The sequence below is a fragment of the Enhydrobacter sp. genome, assembly GCA_025808875.1.
GTDB lineage: Bacteria > Pseudomonadota > Alphaproteobacteria > Reyranellales > Reyranellaceae > Reyranella.
This window is the reverse complement of the sequence record CP075528.1, coordinates 2,531,780-2,550,731: the sequence shown is the minus strand read 5'-3', so window position 1 is coordinate 2,550,731 and position 18,952 is coordinate 2,531,780. Positions and strand designations below refer to the sequence as shown.

The following is an 18,952-nucleotide window of genomic DNA, read 5'->3' as shown; positions in this document are numbered from 1 at the left end:
CCATCGGCATCGGACGGAATCCATCGACCCGATTAGGTCCTCAAGGGCGCGTCGAGGTAAAATGCGCGCATGAGCACCCTGACCACACCCGGCCGCGAGGGCCGCGCGGGATTTCCCGTATCGACGTTCTGTTTCGCCAATCGCCCGCCGACCCGTCCTCCCGACCCGTGACAGCAGGTTTCCGCAGTTCCCGCAGTTTGCGCAACGCATTCCGGCAGAGAGCAGGCACACCACCCTGAGGGCATCTCGGGCGGGTGCCCGCGACGTCGATTGTCCGGCGACACCTCGCCGGAGGTTTGCGAGGTTTCCGAGGTTTCCGAGATCGATTTCCGCGATTTGCGCGATTTGCGCGACGGGGTGCGCCCCAAAAGTGAGACAGGAAAACTCCGGCAACTCCGGCCGGCGTTTTTGCTCGTGTACACGCGGTCTCGTCCGATCGCCCGGCCACGACGCCTGTCGCCCTGAGCGGGTGCATTCACGGGCGCCCGCCCGGGGTGACAACGGGGCGCGAGAGTGGCCCCCGTCCCTACATCTGGAACGAGGACGAATTAATTGCCGTTTTTTAATTCGGCCGGCTCTACATCTGGCATACCGGCGGCGATCCGAGGCCGCCCTTCGCTAGATTTTGACGCCGAAGCGCGAGAATTCCTCGGCGACGTTGCCGTCGATCCTGGCCGCCGCAGCCATGTCGGCTTCGCCTCCCGCCTTGTCGCCGACCTTGATCTTGGCGAGGCCGCGCCCGAACAGGGAGCGGGCATGATTGCCGTCGATCTGGAGAGCGGCGTTGTAGTCGCCGATAGCCTTGTTGAAATCGCCGAGCTTGAGATAGACGAAGGCGCGCGTCGTGCGGACGTCGATGCTGTTCGGCACCATCTTGAGGGCCTGATCGCAATCCTGCAGGGCCTGGTTGAGATCGGTGCCGCCCATGACGCCGAGCGTGAGGCAGCGGTTGTTGTAGGCCGCCGCGAAGTTGGCATTCAGGCGCAGCGCCTCGCTGTAGTCCGACAGCGCATCCTCGTACATGCCCTTGGCGAAGTAGGAGAAGCCGCGATTGTAGTAGGACGTCGCGTCCTTCGGCTGGACCTTCAGGGCGACCGTCAGGTCCTGGATGGCGCGGTCGTGATCGCCCAGCCGGGCATAGAGGCCGGCGCGGCTGACCAGGGCTTCGGCCGAATTCGGGTCGAGCCGGATCGCCTCGGTGTAGTCCGAAAGAGCGCGATCGGCGTTGCCGCGCAGGGTGAACAGGACGCCGCGATAGAAATAGGCCTTGGCGAAGTCGGGCGAGACCTCGATGGCGCGGTTGAGGTCGGCGAAGCCCCTGTCGAATTCGGTGTTGGCGCCGTAGGCGACGCCGCGATGCATCAGCGCGTTGACGTTGTCGGGCCCGAGCTTCAGCGCATGGGTGAAATCGGAGATCGCGCCGTCGAAGTCGCCGCGCCGCGTGTAGCGGATGATGCCGCGATTGAGGTAGGCGGTGATGTAGTGCGGGTCGAGGCGGATCGACTCGGAATAGTCGACATAGGCCTTATCCGGCTCCTCGAGCGCATGATAGGAGAAGCCGCGCTGGAAGTAGGCGAAGGCGTACTCCGGATCGAGGCGGATGCCCTCGTTGAAGTCGGCAATCGCCTTGTGAAAGTCGTTGCGATAGAGGAACACGCCGCCGCGCGACACAAAGGCGCGCGCTTCGGTCGGATTGATGCGGATCGATTCGTTGAAGTCGGCCAGCGCCAGGTCGAACTCCTTCTTGGCGACATAGGCGTTTCCGCGCTGATAGCGGGCGTGGGCGACCTGCGCCCAGTGCCGCACGGCATCCGGATCGTTGGAGCCGAACTGCAGCACGTCGCCCGTGAGCAGGCCGAGCCGCAGGGCCTCGCTGAAGTCGGCGATCGCCTTGTCCGGATCGCCCTTCTCCCGATAGGAGATGCCGCGGTTGATCAGCGCGTTGATCTCCTTGCGGTCGATCTCGAGCGCCCTGGTGAAGTCGGCGATCGCGAGATCGTACTGGCCCTTCTTCGAGTAGTAGACGATGCCGCGGTTGATCAACGGCGCCACGTCGAGCGGATTGATCCGGTGCGCCTCGGAGTAGTCGGCGATGGCGTTGTCCGGTTCGTTCACCGAGTGGTAGGCGATGCCGCGGTGCAGGTAGGTGTAGGCGTCACCGGGCGCCAGCTTGATGGCCATGCTGAAATCTTCGATGGCCGGCCGGAACTCCTCCTTGTTCATGTAGGACGACGCGCGGCCGACATAGTGCGCGGCCGCGCCAGGGTTCAGGCGGATCGCCTCGTTGAAGTCGGGAATGGCGTTGTCGTATTCCTTCTTGTCGATCTTCACGAGGCCGCGCTGGTAGTAGGCGTCGGCGGCCTGCGACGCAGCCTGAATTCCCTCGTAGTACTGGGTCGTCGCATTGGCCGGAGGCGGTGTCGTCGGCACCGGCTGGACGCGTCCGCCCATGCACTTGATGGCATCGGTGAAGTCGGCGATCGATTGGTTGAGGTCGCCCTTGCGCTTGTAGACCAGGCCGCGATTGATCCACGCCGTCGCCTCGCAGGGCTTGATCTTGAGCGCCGTGTTGAAATCGGAAATCGCGCCTTCGTTGTTGTCCTTCTTGGTGTAGAGCACGATGCCGCGGTTGACGTAGGCATAGGTTTCGCGCGGTGCGAGCCGGATGGAATCGCTGTAGTCGACGATCGCCTGATCGGCATCGCCCAGCGTGTGGTAGATCAGGCCGCGCTGGAACAGGATGGGCGCGTTGGCCGGCGAGACGCGAATGACGTCGGTGAAGACGCGCAACGCTTCCTTGTAGTCGGAGACGGCACCCTTCTGATCGCCGTCGTTCGCCTGGGCAACCGCGCGGTGATAGTAGGCGATCGCGAGCTCGACGCCGCGGATCTTGCCGCCCTCGATCACCTCCGAACAGGCCGCGATCTTCTGCGCAGGCTTCAGGCCGTACGGTGCGTAGCAGGTGTCGAGCGCGCGCTTCTCGCTGGGCTTCTCGCCGGCGATGGGGGCCGCCCGCTGTTGTGCGACAGCGGAAGAGGCCGCACCGAGCGCCGCAGCTGTCGCCAACCCGATCGCGGCGATGCCGACCCGAATTGCTCGTCCGTTCATTTGACCAAGCATCGAACTTTTCCTCGCCCGGGCCGAGAGACCGTTCCGGCGGGTATCCACAGTCGCGTTCAACCTGGCTTCCCGCTCCACGTCCATCGGACAGGCGCCACCGGCGTCCTCTCGACCACATCCGCGGCCGGCGGCGATCCGGCGGGGGGTCGTCCCCGGGGCGTACCTACCACATCGGGGCATGCTTCGATAACAATTTCCAGTGGCTATGCGAGGACCGGAAAGCGGCAATTTGGCTGCGACACTCGACGCCTCTCCTCCGCTTTGGCACGCTCGCGCCCCATATCAGCCTCAATCGGGAATTTGCATGACCCAGATCAAATCGACTGCCCAGGCCGTCGTGTCGACGCTCGAACTCAACGGCATCGACACTCTTTTTTGCCTGCCGGGCGTGCAAAACGACCCCTTCTTCGACGCCCTCTACGACCGCACCAACGCCATCCGACCGATCCATGCGCGCCACGAGCAGGCCTGCGCCTATATGGCCCTGGGCTACGCCATGGCGAGCGGCCAGCCGTCGGCCTATGTCGTCGTCCCCGGCCCCGGCTTCCTGAACACGACCGCAGCGTTGTCGACCGCCTACGCGGTGAATGCTCCGGTGCTCGCCCTGTCGGGACAGATCCAGCAGGCGATGATCGGCCGGAACGTCGGGTTGCTGCACGAGTTGCCCGACCAACTCGCCATCATGCGCGGCCTGACCAAGTGGGCGGACCGCATCACCGCCCCCGCCGAGGCGCCGGGCCTCGTCAACGAGGCGTTCCGCCGCCTGCTCTCGGGCAGACGGCGGCCCGTGGCGCTGGAGTGCGCGATGGATACCTGGGCGCGTCGCGGCCCGGTCGTCCTGCCGGAGAGCGCCGCCGTTGCCGATCCCTGCCCGGTCGACGAAGACCTGGTCGAGCGCGCTGCCAAGCTGCTCGGGGCGTCGCAGCGGCCGTTGATCGTGGTCGGGGGCGGAGCGCAGGACGCCGGCGCGTCGGTGCTGCGGATCGCCGAGATGCTCGACGCCCCGGTCGTGACGGGCCGCATGGGACAGGGCGTGATCGACGGCCGCCATCGTCTCTCCGTCACCACGCCGGCGGGTTACCGGCTGTGGGGGGAAGCCGACGTGGTGCTCGCGGTGGGAACGAGGATGCAGCCGCAACAGATGGTCTGGGGCCTCGACGATCACCTCAAGATCGTCCGCATCGACACCGACAGCCAGGAGCTCGACCGCCATCGCAAGCCGGAGATCGGTATCGTCGGCGACGCAGCCGCGACGCTCCGTGTGCTGGCCGAGCGGCTGGGCAGGCATAACATCAAGCGTCCCGGTCGCTCCGACGCGGTGGCTGAGATCAAGGCGCAGGCGACGAAGAAGATACGCGACACTATCGGGCCGCAGATCGCCTACCTCGAAGCCATACGCAAGGCGCTGCCCGAGGACGGCATCCTGGTCGACGAGCTGACGCAGATGGGCTACGCCGCCCGCCTCGCCTACCCAACCTACGGGCCGCGCACGTTCCTCTCGCCGGGCTACCAGGGAACCTTGGGCTGGGGCTATGCGACGTCGCTCGGCGTGAAGGTTGCCAAGCCCGACACGCCCGTCCTTTCGATCAGCGGCGACGGCGGCTTCCTGTTCACGGCGATGGAAATGGCGACGGCAGCGCAGAACGGCATCGGCGTTGTCGCCGTGGTGTTCAGCGACGGCGCCTACGGCAACGTCAAGCGCATCCAGCAGCAGGCGTTCAACAACCGCACGATCGCCAGCGACCTGCACAACCCGGACTTCGTCAAGCTGGGCGAGAGCTTCGGCATCGCGTCGGAGCGGGTGAAGAGCCCGGACGAGCTGGCGGCGGCGATCTCGCGTGGCTTCGCGCGCGGCGGTCCGACGCTGATCGACTGCCCGGTGGGGCCGCTGCCCGATCCGTGGCCGCTGGTGGCCCTGCCGCGGATCAGGCCGAGTAGGTCTTGATGACGTCGGGATCGGGATCTCGGCCCAGTCCTGGTCCGTCGGGCACCTTGAAGCCGCCCTCCACCGGATCGATCAGCCCGCCGTACAGGCTGGCCTCGAGGTCCATGTGGTAGCGCTCGATCATGCCGCCGGGCTGGCCGCGCGCCGCCATGAGGTGCAGCGTGGCGAGGAAGCCCGGACCGAAATAGGGCGAGTGCGGCATCAGCGTGACGCCCGCCGCTTCCGTGAGCGTCGCGACCTTGAGGAACTCGGTCACGCCGCCCACCTTGGTGACGCTCGGCTGGGCGTAGTCGACGGCGCCGGCGGCGAGCATGTCGCGAAACTGGAACGACGTGCAGTTGTTCTCGCCGGCCGCCATCGCCACGCCGGTGCCGGTGCGCAGTTTCGCCAGGGCCTGGAAATCCTCCGGCGGAAAGATCGGCTCCTCGAGCCAGTGCAGGTCGTAGGGCCTGAGCTTCAGCGTCATGTGGCGCGCCTGCTCGGGCGTCCACGGGCAATTGGTGTCGACCATGATCGCGACGTCGCTGCCCGCCGCGTCGCGGGAGGCGCGTACCTCGGCCTCCTCGGTCTCGTGCAGCTTGATGTGCCGATAGCCCTGCTGGACGGCGAGCCTGGTGCGGGCGGCGACGCGTTCGGGGTCGCGGTACTTGAGCAGGCTGGCATAGGCCGGCAGCAATGTCTGCCCGGCGCCGCCAAGCAGCCGGTGCAGCGGCACGCCGGCGGCCTTGCCGGCGATGTCCCACAGCGCGATGTCGAGGCCCGACAGGGCGAAGACCGTGATGCCGTAGCGGCCGAACAGGTGCAGCATCTGCTGCAGCTCGTAGGACAGGCGGGCGATGTCGCGGGCGTCGCGGCCGACGACGATCGGGGCGATCATGGACTGCAACGCGGCGCGCACGGCATCGCCGCAGCCGTAGCAGAACGCCTCGCCCCAGCCGGTGATGCCGGTGTCGGTCTCGACCTTGACCAACAGTATGTTGTTGGTCGTCCAGTTGCGCCCGCCGTAGCCCGTCGGCGCGCCGCCGAAGGTAAACGGAACCTTGATGGCGATACTGTCAACTTTGGCGATCTTCATTATGCTCGTCTCCCATGAGCCTTCGGACGATCGACGACCTTCCAACGCCCGCCCTCATTCTCGACCGCGCCGTGCTGCGACGCAATCTGAAGCGCATGAGCGATCGGCTGCGCAACGCCGGGGTCGCGCTGCGGCCGCACGTGAAGACGGCGAAGTCCATCGAGATCGGCCGCATGGCGGTTGAAGGTCACGACGGGCGCATCACCGTCTCGACGCTCGCCGAGGCGCGCTACTTCGCCCAGGGCGGGTTCAAGGACATCCTTTATGGCGTCGGCGTCGTGCCATCCAAGCTCGCCGCTGTTTCCGAGTTGCGCCGCCAGGGCATCGGCCTGCGGATCGTCACCGACAACATGGCCGTTGCCCAGGCGATCTGCGCTGCTGCTGCCGGCGGCGACACCTTCTCGGTCTTCATCGAGATCGACAGCGGCGGCGGCCGCGCCGGTCTGCCCGCTCCGGAGCTGCCGGGCCTCCTCGACATCGCCCGCATTCTCCACGCTGCGCCCGGCGTGGAGTTCGCCGGCGTCATGACGCACGCCGGCCACTCCTATCACGAGTGCACCGCAGACGGTATCGCCGCGGTCGCCGAGCAGGAACGGCGGGCGGTCGTCGGCGCCGCGGAGAAGGTGCGGGCGGCGGGCATTCCCTGCCCCATCGTCAGCGCGGGCTCGACGCCGACGGCGACGCATTCCCGAAACTTCGAGGGTATCACCGAAATGCGTCCCGGGGTCTACGTCTTCAACGATCTGGACCAGTCCCTCATAGGCTCGTGCGGCGCCGAGGACATCGCGCTCACTGTCCTCGCTTCGGTGATCGGCCACTATCCGCACCGCAACCAGATGCTGATCGACGCCGGCGCGCTGGCGCTGTCGAAAGACATCAGCGCGCAGGAGTTCCAGCCCAAGGTCGGCTACGGCACGATCGCCGAGGCGCCCGCCGCCAACATGGCGGTGGTCGCCTGCTCGCAGGAGCACGGCTTCGTCGGCGCCGACGATCCCCTGCCATACGGCAACATGCCCGTTGGTACGCGCGTGCGGGTGCTGCCCAATCACGCCTGCATCACCGCGGCCGCCTACGACCGCTACTACGTCGTCGACAGCGAGCTCGACGGCGGTCGGTCGGTGGTCGACGTCTACGACCGCATCAACGGCTGGTGACTCACAGCGAATTCACCGTGTGACCGCCATCGACGGTGATGACGCTGCCGGTCATGAACTCGCCGGCGTCGGAAGCCAGCAGCAGCAGCGCGCCGTCGAGATGCTCCGGCTGGCCGATGCGGCGCTGGGGGATGCGCTCGATCAGTCGCTGACCGCCCGGCGTCTTCCAGAAGTCACGGTTCATCTCGGTCTCGATGTAACCGGGGCAGATGGCGTTGACGCGGATGCGATGGCGCGCCCATTCCATGGCCAGCGCGCGCGTGAGATGGATCAGCCCCGCCTTCGAGGCGTTGTAGGGCGCCACGTGGCCGATCGTGCGCAGTCCGAGGATCGAGGCGATGTTGACGATGCTGCCCGGCCTCTGCTCCGCCGCCCAGCGCTTGGCCGCGCCCTGAGCCACCAGCCAGGCGCCGCGCAGGTTGGTATCGACGACGGCGTCCCAGTCGCCCTCCGGCATCTCCAGCGCGGGCTTCACGATGGAGATTCCCGCATTGTTGACCACGATGTCGAGTGGGCCGGCCTGCTCAAGGGCGGTAGCGACCTGCACGGCGGACGTGACGTCGAGAGCGAGCGACCTGACGGCGGTTCCCCCGATTTCGAGTTCCTTCTGCAGGGCGACCAGCCGATCGGTGCGGCGCGCGGCGATCACCAACGCGGCACCTGCCGCCGCGAGGCAGCGGGCGAAGTGCGTGCCAAGTCCCGACGACGCGCCAGTGACCAGAGCCACCTTGCCGCTCAGGTCGAAACGCTTGGACATCGCAGCCGCTCCCTTGTTCTATGGCCACCTTATTAGCGGGCATGAAGTTGGGAGGGAACATGGACCTCGGCCTTAAGGGCAAGCGCGTCCTGGTCACCGGTGGCACGAAGAGCATCGGTCGTGCCATCGTCGAGGCCTTCCTCGCGGAAGGGGCCATCGTCGGCTTCTGCGCGCGCGACGGCGGCCTGGTCAAAGAGCGCGAGGCCGAGTGGCGTGGCCGGCAGGCGCGTGTCGAAGGCAGCGCACTCGACGTCACCGACGACGAAGCCCTGCGCAAGTGGGTCGACGGATTCGCCGGCGCCGGCGGACTCGATCACTTCGTCGCCAATGTCAGTGCGCTGGGCATAGAGGACAGCGCGGACAGTTGGCGAAAGAGCATCGAGATCGACCTCGTCTCGACGGTGAACGCATTGCGTCATGTCCGCCCGCACCTCGAGAGGCGCGGCGCCGGCAGCACGATCACGGTGATCGGAACGGTGTCGCTGGTGGAGATCGCCGGTCCGACGCAGCCCTACCGTTCGGTGAAGGCGGCCCTGGTGCCGTTGGTGAAGTCACTCGCGATCGATCTCGCGCCGAAGGGAGTGCGCGTCAACATGGTGTCGCCCGGTACCATCATCGAGGACGGCAACACATGGGGGCGGCAGCGCGATGCCGGTGCGGAACGCTACACGCGCATGCTGGCGCGCAACCCGACCGGGCGCATGGGCACGCCGCAGGAGGTGGCGGCGTGCGTCGCCTTCCTCAGCGGAACCCCCGCTTCCTTCGTGACCGGCACTAATTTCATCGTCGACGGCGCGATCACAGCGAGGGTCCAGTACTGAGCGACCAGGGCCGCACTCCCTGGGGCCTGGTCGGCCTGCTTGTCGCGGCCGGCATGGTCGCCGCCTTGCATGTCGGCAAGGTGCCGCCGGCGCTGCCGTCCATCCGGCAGGATTTCGGCGCCAGCCTCGGTCAGGCCGGATGGCTGCTCTCGCTCGTCAATCTGACCGCGGCGCTCGGCGGCATGGCGATCGCGCTCACGGTCGACCGCTTCGGTCACCTCCGCCTGGTCGTGGTCGGCACGGCACTGTGTGCTCTCGCGAGTCTGTTCGGCAGTTTTGCCGAAAGCATCCAGTCGTTGCTGGCTTGGCGCTTCCTCGAGGGGCTGGCGTTCGTCATCGTCACCGTGTCGGTGCCCACGCTCGTGTTGCGCGTGACGCGGCCACCCGACCGTCACCGCGCGATGACCGCGTGGACGTCCTACATGCCGGCAGGTGCCGGTACCATGATGCTGGTGGCCGCCGTCATCCTGCCGTTGACGTCGTGGCGAGTGGTATGGCTCGTCGCCGCCGGCGCTTCGCTGGCGATGCTCGTGGCATTGGCGTGGCGTGCCTTCCCGAGACGCGAACTCGACGAAGTGCCATCGCCTCGACGGCCGCTGCTCAACGAGATGGTCGACGTCGGCACCAGCCCGGGGCCGATCGGGATTGCACTTTGCTTTGGTGCCTATTCGTGCTGCTGGCTTGCGATCGTCGGCTTCCTGCCGACGCTGCAGGTCGAGCGCCTGGGGTTCGCGCCTTCGACGGCGGCGATCGTTACGGCCATGGTTACGGTGGCGAACGTCGTGGGCAACCTCGCCGCCGGCTGGCTTCTGCAGCGTGGCCTGTCGCGAGCGACGGTCATCATCGGTGCGACCATCCCGATGGCGTTTTGCGCCGGCGCGATCTTCGTCGACGGCGTGCCGGACATACTGCGATTGGTGTTCGCCGGCGTGTACTCGGCCGTGATCGGCGTGGTTCCCGGAGCGCTGTTCACCGGCCTGCCGGTCCACTCGCCGCGACCCGAACTTCTTGGCGCCTCGACCGGGTTGCTGATGCAGGGCTCGAACGCTGGTGGCCTGATCGGCCCTCCGCTCGTCGGTACGCTGGTCGCAGGCGGAGGCTGGCCCGCCGCCGCGTGGTTGACCTCGTCGGCGCTGACGCTCGTCGTTGCCTCGGCCGCCTTCCTGCAGTGGCGTGAAAGGCGTAGATTTGCCGGATGATCTACGTCGACATCGTTTCCGACACGATTTGCCCCTGGTGCTACATCGGCAAGCGTCGTTTCGAGCGTGCCCTCGCGCTCAGCAGCCGAAACGACATTGCCTTGTCGTGGCGCCCCTTCCAGCTCAATCCGGACATGCCGCCCGAAGGCATGACGCGCGACGATTACGTTCGCGCGAAATTCGGTGGTGGCGACCGCCCGCGCCAGATCTATCAGGCGATCGCCGAGAGCGGCCGCGAGGCAGGCATCGAATTTCAGTTCTCGCGCATCAGGCGAACGCCCAACACCGTGCTGTCGCATCGGCTGATCTACTGGAGCGCAAAGAACTTGCGCCAGGACGAGGTCGTGACCGAACTATTCAAGGCCTACTTCGAGGAAGGCCAGGACATCGGCGATCTTGACACGCTGGTTTCTTGTGCCGCACGGGCCGGCATGGACGAAGCCGCAGCGCGGCAGTTCCTGTCGAGCGACGAGGGACGCCAGGAAGTGGTCGCGTCCGACGTCTATGCCCGCCGCCTCGGGATCAACGGCGTGCCATGCTTCATCGTCAACAGGAAGTACGCGGTTTCGGGGGCGCAACCGCCGTCGGCCTTCGTTGAAGTGTTCAACCTTGCTGAACGGGACGCCGCGACAAGTGCAGCGCAATCAACCGCCTGATGCGCTCAAGCCGCGAGCTTCGCCAATGCCGAAACGATCCCGGTCACGCCGGACAGACGTTGGCGCTCGTCGTTCCAAACGCGCTGAACGATCACGCGTTGATCGGGGCGGGCCTTTACAAGCGGCGAGTTCTTCTGGATCCACGCGATCAACTTCTCGGGGTTCCTGAATTTGTTGTCCCGGAACATGAAAACCAGGGCCTTGTCGCCGGCGTCGATCTTCTCGACACCTGCCTCGCGGCACAAGATCTTCAGCGCCACGGTCTGCAGGAGGAACTCGGCCTCGGGCGGCATTTTGCCGAAGCGATCGACGAGCTCGGCGGCGAACGCATCTATCTCGGCTTGGTGCGTGAGTGACCCGAGTCGGCGATAGAGACCCATCCGGACCGAGAGATCGGCGACGTACTCCTCGGGAATGAGAACGGGTATGCCGAGATTGAGCTGGGGAGACCAGTCGGCCTGCGCGGCCTCCTGGGCCCTGCCCTTGGCGGCCGCCACCGCCTCCTCGAGGAGCTGCTGATACAATTCGATGCCGACCTCGCGGATGTGACCCGACTGCTCCTCGCCCAGCAGATTGCCCGCACCGCGAATGTCGAGATCGTGGCTGGCGAGCTGGAAGCCGGCGCCCAGCGTATCGAGGGTCTGCATGACCTCGAGCCGCTTCGACGCCGCTTCGTTCAAGGCGCGTCCCGGCGGCACGGTAAGGTAGGCGTAGGCTCGCATCTTGCCGCGGCCGATTCGTCCTCTGAGCTGATAAAGCTGAGCCAGGCCGAACATGTCGGCACGATGGATCACCATCGTGTTGGCATTGCGGATATCGAGGCCCGATTCGACGATGTTGGTCGACAGCAGGACATCGAATTTTCCGTCGACGAAATCCTGCATCGTGTTCTCTATCATGGTCGGCGGTAAGCGCCCGTGCGCCATGGCCATGCGAATTTCGGGTACAAGCTCGCGCAGTTGCTCGGCGACTGCGGCCAAATCCTCGATGCGTGGACAGACATAGAAGCTCTGACCTCCACGATACTGCTCGCGCAGCAACGCCTCGCGGATCGTCACCGGGTCGAACGGCGTGACGAAGGTGCGGACGGCCAGTCGGTCGACCGGTGGCGTGGCGATCAGGCTCATGTCGCGGACGCCGGTGAGGGCGAGTTGCAGGGTCCGTGGAATGGGCGTCGCCGTCAACGTCAGGACATGCACATCGGACCGCAGTTCCTTCAACCGCTCCTTGTGAGCGACGCCGAAGTGCTGTTCCTCGTCGACGATCAACAGCCCGAGATCCTTGAATTCGATGCTCTTGGCCAAGAGCGCGTGAGTGCCGATCACGATGTCTGTCGAGCCGTCCTTGAGTGCCGCCTTGGTCTCCCGCACCTCCTTCGCGCCAACCAGCCGAGAAAGCCGCCCGATTCTCGCGGGCATGCCCTGGAAGCGTTCGACGAAAGTGCGGTGATGCTGACGGGCCAGCAAGGTCGTCGGTCCGATAACGGCGACCTGCTTGCCCGACAGGACGGCGACGAAGGCAGCGCGCAATGCGATCTCGGTCTTGCCGAACCCGACATCGCCACAGATCAGCCGGTCCATCGGCTTACCCGAACCGAGATCGTCGAGCACGTCCGCGATCGCCTGCAGCTGGTCGTCGGTCTCGGCATAGGGGAAGCGTGCGCAGAACTCCTCGTACAGCCCGTCCTGCGGTACCATGGTCTCGCCGCTGCGCACGGCCCGCTCGGCTGCGATCTTGATCAGGCGATCGGCCATGTCGGCGATGCGCTGCTTCAGCCTGGCCTTGCGCGACTGCCAGGCGACGCCGCCCAGCCTATCGAGTTGCGCGCCGTCCTCGGCTGCGCCGTAGCGACTCAGCACGTCGATGTTCTCGACCGGCACGAAGAGCTTGTCGCCGCCGTCGTAAGTCAGACGAAGGCAATCGTGGCGTGCGCGCTGAATCTCGAGGGTGACGAGCCCCTCGTAACGCCCGACACCATGCTCGCGATGCACCACCAGATCACCCTCGCTGAGAGCCGCCGCCTCGGCTATAAAACGTTCCGAGGGACGCCTTTTCTTCGTCGGTCGCGAGAGGCGGTCGCCGAGGATGTCCTCCTCGCCGATGACTTCCAGCGAATCGAGAACGAAGCCGTGGTCGAGCGGCCACACGGCGACACCGACGACACCTGCCGGCAGATGCCGCACCATGGCTTGGTCGCTGACGGGAACAGCGGTGATTCCGCCATGCTCCTGCAGGATATGCTGGAGACGCGACGCCGACCCTTCGGTAAAGGCCGCGACGACGACACGTCGGCCGGCAGCCTGCGCCGCCTTGACGTGATCGGACACGGTGTCGAACAGGTTCACGTCCCGTGACGTGCGCGCTTGCGCAAATCCTTCGTGGCGACGACCGCCGAGATCGATCGCATTCGGCGTGTCGGGCGGCGCGTCGAAGGTGGTGAACTGACCGATGCTGTGGCCGTCGAGAAGACGCTCCCATTCGGACGGCTTGAGATACAGCCGCTCGGGCGGCAGCGGCTTGTAGTCGGCGCCAGCCGACATGCCTCCCCTCGCGCCGGTCTTTAGCCGTGCGTCGTAGTAGTCGGTGATCAAATCATACCGGGCCTGCAACGCCTCGCCGACCTGATGGTCGGTGGTAACGATCGCGGCGGAGCAATAGTCCATGAGCGTTTCCAGCCGGTCGTGGAACAGGGGCAACCAGTGCTCCATGCCAACATGGCGCTGCCCTGCGGACACTGCCTCGTAGAGGATATCGTCCCCCGACACGTTACCGAACAGTTCGCGATAGCCACCGCGGAAACGCTCGATGCCCTCGCGCGTCAGCAGCACCTCCCTGACCGGCAGCAGCACGACTTCGTCTCGTGCCCCGGTCGACCGCTGACTCATGGCGTCGAACGAGCGGATGGATTCGAGCGTATCGCCGAATAGGTCGAGGCGCAGCGGCTCAGGGGTGCCGGGCGGAAACAGATCGATCAGCCCTCCGCGCATGGTGAACTCACCCGGTTCCATCACGGTGTCGGCTCGCGAGTAGCCGTTTTCGCCGAGGAATTTCGCCAGCCAGTCGGCGTCGAGGGTCTGGCCGCTGCGCAGCACGTGTGCGGCTTCGGCATAGAGGCTGCGAGGTGGAACGCGCTGCAGAACGGCACCAACCGAAGCAAGGACGAGGCGTGCCGGCTCTCCTGCTCTCCTCGGAGTCGCCAACTTGGCCAGGGTCGCCAGCCTTTCGGAGACGATGTCGGGGTGGGGCGACAGGCGATCGTACGGCAGGCAGTCCCAGGCGGGGAACACCAGCACCTCGCGCTCCGGTGCGAAGAAGGCCAAACCTTCCTGCAAGCGCTCGAGGCGCTGGCCGTCTCGCGCCACGTGCAGAATGTCCTGCCCGCCGGTGGTGCCTGCGATCTCGGCGAGCACCAGCGCGTCGGCGCCCTCCGGCAGTCCGGCGACGACCCAGCGACCGGGCCTGCGATGCAGGACGGAAAGCCGCTCGGCAAGCGTCGCCACTAGAACCTCACGCGAAATGCCAGCAGCTTACGCAGTACGGGCGTGTCGTCCTCGGGCGGAATTGCGTCCTTGCCGGTGACCCAATCGAAGATTTGGTTGTCACCTGTCGCAAGCAGGCGCTCGTACTGGTCGAGTTCGGCTTGGTCGAATTCGGCAACGTGGGTGCGCGCGAACTGGCCCAGGAGAATGTCGTTCTCCTTGTTGCCACGATAGACGCTGCGATAGAGCAAACGCTTGCGCCGCGTCTCGAGATCTACCCGGCTGTCCATTTTTCCCCAGGCTGGGTTCGAAAAGGGGCGTAGCATATAGACGCGAGCAATGGCCAAGTCACGGGGCCAATGCGCCCTCAGAACCTCACCCCTCTCTTTGCCCAAGCGACGGCCCTGCCCGGCATAGGGCCGCGACTCGGCAAGCTCGTGGAAAAGATCGCGGGACCGCAGGTCGTCGACCTGCTCTGGCACCTGCCCACAGCCGTGATCGACAGGCGCAACGCACCCGACGTGATCAATGCGGTAGCCGGCGAAGTCGCCACGATCACCGTCACCGTCGATCAGCACCACGTGCCGCACAACCCGCGTCAGCCCTATCGCGTCTGGTGCAGCGACGAGACCGGCCGTCTCTGTCTCACCTATTTCAATGGACGCGAGGACTACCTGAAGAAGCTGCTGCCGCCCGGCGAGGTGCGCGTCGTCAGTGGAAAGATCGAGATCTACCAAGGTGAAGCCCAGATCACCCACCCCGATCATGTCGTGCCCCTCGCCGAACGCGATTCCATCCTGCGCGTCGAGCCAGTCTACGGCCTCACGGCCGGTCTCACGCAAAGGCCGCTGCAGAAGGCGATTGCCGCCGCGATCGAACGCGCGCCGCCCCTCGAGGAATGGCAAGACAGGGCCTTCCTCGCACGCCGGAAGTGGAGCGACTGGAAGTCCTCGCTCGCTGCCGTTCATGCGCCGCAAGAGCCGAACGACCTGTCGCCGCAATCTCCGGCGCGGGCGCGGCTCGCCTTTGACGAACTGCTGGCGAGCCAGCTCGCGATTGCCCTGGTTCGACATCATCAGCGCACGCTCGCGGGACGCGTGACCTGGGGAACCGGTGTACTGCAGAAGCGCGTGCTCGATGCCCTTCCCTACCGACTGACCGGCAGCCAGACCTTCGCGCTCGCCGAGGTCGCGGCCGATATGGCCAAGCCCGAGCGCATGGTTCGCCTGCTCCAGGGCGACGTCGGCAGCGGCAAGACGCTGGTGGCCTTCCTGGCCATGCTGATCGCCGCCGAGTCCGACGCGCAGGCCGCGCTGATGGCGCCGACGGAGTTGCTGGCCCGTCAGCATCACGCCACTATCGCACCGCTGGCGGAGGCGGCTGGCATGACGGTGGCGCTGCTGACGGGTCGCAACGGCCAGCGTCAGCGCAAGGAGACGCTGGCGGGTCTGGCCGACGGCTCGATCCGGCTGGTCGTCGGCACTCACGCACTCGTCCAGGAGGACGTCGAGTTCTCCGACCTCGCCCTCGCTGTTGTCGACGAGCAGCATCGTTTCGGCGTGACCCAGCGCATGGCACTCTCGTCCAAGGCCCGGGCGGTCGACCTGCTGGTGATGACTGCCACGCCGATCCCGCGCACCCTGATGCTGGCGGCTTACGGCGATCTCGACGTGTCGAAGCTCACGGAAAAGCCGGCTGGACGACAACCGATCGACACGCGCGCGGTGCCGCTCGAGCGCATTGGCGAGGTCGTCGACGGCGTCGGGCGGGCCGTCGCCGGTGGCGCGCGGGTCTACTGGGTCTGTCCGCTCATCGAGGAGTCGGAGGATGTCGATCTCGCCAATGCCGAGGAGCGCTTCCAGCAACTCGGCGCCCGCTTCCCGGGAAAGGTCGGCCTCATCCACGGCCGACTGAAGAGCGCAGAGCGGGAAGCGGCCATGGCGGCGTTCGCCGACGGCCGGCTGTCGATCCTCGTCGCGACGACGGTGATCGAGGTCGGTGTCGACGTGCCGGCGGCGACCGTGATGATCGTCGAACATGCCGAGCGTTTTGGATTGGCGCAGCTCCACCAGTTGCGCGGGCGCGTCGGCCGCGGCACGGCGAAGTCGAGTTGCCTGCTGCTCTACGCACAACCGCTCGGCGAGACCGCGAAGGCGCGACTCGCCATCATGCGCGAGACGGAGGACGGCTTCCGCATTGCGGAGGAAGATTTGCGCCTGCGCGGTGCCGGCGAGTTGCTCGGAACCCGGCAGAGCGGCCTGCCCGACATGCGACTCGCCGACCTCGCGGCCCATGCCGAACTGCTGCAGGTCGCACGCGACGATGCGCGGCTGGTGATCGAGCGTGATCCCGATCTCGAGACAGAGCGGGGCGCTGCGTTGCGCGCCCTGCTCTATCTGCTCCGCCGCGACGACGCCGTTCGCACGTTGCGAGCAGGTTGAGGCTCAACCGAACTGCGAGGCGTAGGCACGTAGCGCGTCGCGGGCGGCCTGAACGGCCTTCTCAGCATCGCTACGGCGCTTGGCCAGCGCCTCGAGCTCGGTCTCCTGCCTGTCGAGCGTGGCGAGATAGCGGCGTTGCAGATCGCTGTTGGCGGGCACGTGCGCGAGGTTGTCGCGCAGCCGCGCCTGCTCCTGGACGATCTGCTGGCGCGCGCCTTCGAGACTGGCAACGACACGCTGGGCGTCGGCCACAGCCTGTTGGAGGTGCAGCACGCGCGTCAGCGCCTCGCGGGTCTTGGCGTCGAACTCACGGGCCTGGGCATAGACCCTGATTTGATCCGGGGTGCCGTCGAGCAAGCGAAGTTCCTGTTGCTGGACCTGCTCTTGCGCCAGTTCGAAAACCTGCGTCTGGTCGCCGCCCGGAAGCTGGAACGGAAGGCGGTAGTTGCCCTCGCTGATCTCGACGGCCTTGGCGTCAGGCCTGGCGAGCGTCCATCCCGGCAGGCGCCGCTGCACGATCACGAGCTGACGTGGTTCCTTGGCGGGTCCGCGTACACGGTAGGTCGTGGTCTGCCGCACCAGTCTCTGGAAACGCAGCACACCCTGCACGATCGTGCCGGAGGCGATGCGGTCGGTTTGCGCGGCGTCTCGCTCGACGACGATCTTTTCTTCGAGTGCATAGGCCAGCAGCCGAGTCTCGCCGACAGGGAAGCCGGACAGCCGCGCATCGCCGACATAGGCGACATTACCGGCCTTGTCGCGTTCGTAGATCGTCAGGATGCCCGGCGGCAGGCCGCTGTCGCCGTCGTTGCTCAGGCGCACCGCGGCAAGCGGATTGCGCGCCGCCGTCTCCGATTGATACAGCGCGAGCCGCTGCGCCGGCACCTGGCGGTCGAGGATCGGGATCGACAGGGTGCCGCCGCTCTCGACGCTGACGGCACGCGGGAACTTGAAGACGACCTGCGTCGCCGCGTCGGTCGCCTCGATCCGGTCAGCCGCCGATGCCATCGGGGGTGGAGGCGATGCGGTCGCCATGCGCTCCTGGAAGCGGTCTGTCTGGGCGGGCATCGGCGCCTGAATCGCCTTGGGGCGGCCGCTGGCCTCTACTCCGCCGCGGTCGATGCCCGGCATCAGGCGGCCGGCAACCTCGACCGGCACCTCGGGGCGCGCGACGTAGTAGGCTTCGTAGAGGGCCTGCCGGAACGCCACCGGCCGGCCGGAGACGAGCGTGAGCTCGACCTCCTTCCAGTTCTGCCCGCTCAAATTCTCGACGATGGCCCACCCCTGCAATCCGGCCTTCGGTGCCGCCGAGTCGGCTGGAAGGGTCAGACGATATGAGGCCTTCCACACCGGCACCTCGACGATGTAGGCGACGCGAACCGTGCGCTTGCCTTGGCCGCGGGCGGCCAGTTCGAGCGTGCGTGCTTCCCTGGCACGATTACCCTGGATGGCAAGCAATGCCTGGCCGACCTTGTCGCGCAGCACGGGATCGCTGAACTGCAGGTTCTCCGCCTCCTCGAGCAGAAACTGTTGCAGGCCGCGATCGGTGAAGAGCGTGACACGGGTGCGCGTGGTCGTCGCCTTGCCGTCCGCGAGCGTAACGGTCTCGGGTTCGACCGCGACAATGCGGCCCGACGCGGCACGGCTGCCGCCGACGCTCACCTGCGCGCCCTTGAGGGCGGCCAATAGCGCCGCGGGCGATTCGAGTGTGGCCTCGTCGAACGGCAGATCCTTGAAGGTCTGCTTCAGAGGCTCACGGCCGGGCAAACTCAATCCGCCGATACCGCCCTTGTCGTCATAGACGACCAGGCTCTTCAGAACATCGTCGACTTGCTCCAGCCCGACGGTGAGCCGCAGCGTCACGTCGTTCTCGACCGTCGCCTCGTATTCGAAGTAGCCGAGCCCTCCGGACGATAGCATGACGCGCTTGAGCGCCAGGTCCTGCGCCGCCGCCGGCAAGGCGACCACGACCGCCACGAGCATGACGATCCATCGAGGAATCATGAAAGGAACCTCCCGCTTCACTCGCTCCCACCGTGGGCCGGGACTGTGACGCAACCACGGCGCTCTTCCGACGAGAGGGTTGTCGGTGGAAGCCCTCACCGTGAGGTGGGCGATCCTGAACTCGCTGCGTCCTCGGAGCGTCCACGCGCCGTGGACTGGTCGGATGCCGATGGCATCGGCTTCCGAGGCGATTCGTCCACGAATCCTCACCGTCCCCGGAGTCCACTCACCCCCAGGCGCGATGTCTCACCGGGTGAGACATTCTAAACCGCTGATTTAGTTGGATATTCTCGAATGTCTC

Annotated in this window: 12 protein-coding genes; 6 read left to right on the top strand and 6 right to left on the bottom strand. The window is 66.4% G+C overall.

The annotated features are described in order from the left end of the window. Nucleotides 1–618: 618 nt before the first annotated feature. A complete protein-coding gene (locus tag KIT25_12685) occupies nucleotides 619–3,108 on the bottom strand; it encodes a tetratricopeptide repeat protein (GenBank protein UYN97732.1) in 2,490 nt (829 codons plus the stop codon). 316 nt (nucleotides 3,109–3,424) lie between these two features. Here KIT25_12685 and KIT25_12680 point away from each other — a divergent pair, with 316 nt between their 5' ends. Continuing rightward, nucleotides 3,425–5,065: a hypothetical protein gene (locus KIT25_12680; protein ID UYN97731.1), complete on the top strand. Its 1,641-nt coding sequence runs from the start codon at nucleotides 3,425–3,427 to the stop codon at nucleotides 5,063–5,065. Here KIT25_12680 and KIT25_12675 read toward each other — a convergent pair. Beyond that, a complete protein-coding gene (locus tag KIT25_12675) occupies nucleotides 5,046–6,140 on the bottom strand; it encodes a mandelate racemase/muconate lactonizing enzyme family protein (protein UYN97730.1) in 1,095 nt (364 codons plus the stop codon). The genes KIT25_12680 and KIT25_12675 overlap by 20 nt on opposite strands. 14 nt (nucleotides 6,141–6,154) lie before the next feature. Between KIT25_12675 and KIT25_12670 the strand changes: the two genes are divergently transcribed. Then, a complete protein-coding gene (locus tag KIT25_12670) occupies nucleotides 6,155–7,294 on the top strand; it encodes an alanine racemase (GenBank protein ID UYN97729.1) in 1,140 nt (379 codons plus the stop codon). 1 nt (nucleotide 7,295) lies between these two features. On the opposite strand, the gene KIT25_12665 is transcribed toward KIT25_12670, so the two are convergent. Further along, nucleotides 7,296–8,051: a glucose 1-dehydrogenase gene (locus KIT25_12665; protein ID UYN97728.1), complete on the bottom strand. Its 756-nt coding sequence runs from the start codon at nucleotides 8,049–8,051 to the stop codon at nucleotides 7,296–7,298. Nucleotides 8,052–8,110: 59 nt separating this feature from the next. Between KIT25_12665 and KIT25_12660 the strand changes: the two genes are divergently transcribed. Genes KIT25_12660 through KIT25_12650 form a run of 3 tightly spaced genes read left to right on the top strand, consistent with a single transcriptional unit; the run spans nucleotide 8,111 to nucleotide 10,727 of the window. Then, on the top strand, nucleotides 8,111–8,872 hold the full coding sequence (locus KIT25_12660) for an SDR family oxidoreductase (GenBank protein UYN97727.1): 762 nt from the start codon (nucleotides 8,111–8,113) through the stop codon (nucleotides 8,870–8,872). 53 nt (nucleotides 8,873–8,925) lie between these two features. Further along, nucleotides 8,926–10,071 carry an MFS transporter gene (locus KIT25_12655; GenBank protein ID UYN97726.1) on the top strand — a complete coding sequence of 382 codons (1,146 nt, stop codon included), beginning with the start codon at nucleotides 8,926–8,928 and terminating at the stop codon, nucleotides 10,069–10,071. Next, nucleotides 10,068–10,727, top strand: a complete 660-nt coding sequence (locus KIT25_12650; GenBank protein UYN97725.1) for a DsbA family oxidoreductase — start codon at nucleotides 10,068–10,070, stop codon at nucleotides 10,725–10,727. The genes KIT25_12655 and KIT25_12650 overlap by 4 nt, the downstream gene beginning before the upstream one ends. Nucleotides 10,728–10,732: 5 nt before the next feature. Here the strand turns inward: KIT25_12650 and mfd are convergent, their stop codons facing one another. Both mfd and KIT25_12640 read right to left on the bottom strand, forming a co-directional pair. Beyond that, nucleotides 10,733–14,140: a transcription-repair coupling factor gene (gene mfd, locus KIT25_12645; protein UYN97913.1), complete on the bottom strand. Its 3,408-nt coding sequence runs from the start codon at nucleotides 14,138–14,140 to the stop codon at nucleotides 10,733–10,735. Between the two features lie 86 nt (nucleotides 14,141–14,226). Further along, the gene (locus KIT25_12640; GenBank protein ID UYN97912.1) at nucleotides 14,227–14,532 is read right to left on the bottom strand and encodes a succinate dehydrogenase assembly factor 2; all 306 of its coding nucleotides are present in this window, start codon (nucleotides 14,530–14,532) and stop codon (nucleotides 14,227–14,229) included. Between the two features lie 33 nt (nucleotides 14,533–14,565). On the opposite strand from KIT25_12640, the gene recG reads away from it, so the two are divergent. Further along, nucleotides 14,566–16,647, top strand: a complete 2,082-nt coding sequence (gene recG, locus KIT25_12635) for an ATP-dependent DNA helicase RecG (GenBank protein ID UYN97724.1) — start codon at nucleotides 14,566–14,568, stop codon at nucleotides 16,645–16,647. Nucleotides 16,648–16,650: 3 nt separating this feature from the next. On the opposite strand, the gene KIT25_12630 is transcribed toward recG, so the two are convergent. Next, nucleotides 16,651–18,651: a DUF4139 domain-containing protein gene (locus KIT25_12630; protein UYN97723.1), complete on the bottom strand. Its 2,001-nt coding sequence runs from the start codon at nucleotides 18,649–18,651 to the stop codon at nucleotides 16,651–16,653. Nucleotides 18,652–18,952: the final 301 nt, after the last annotated feature.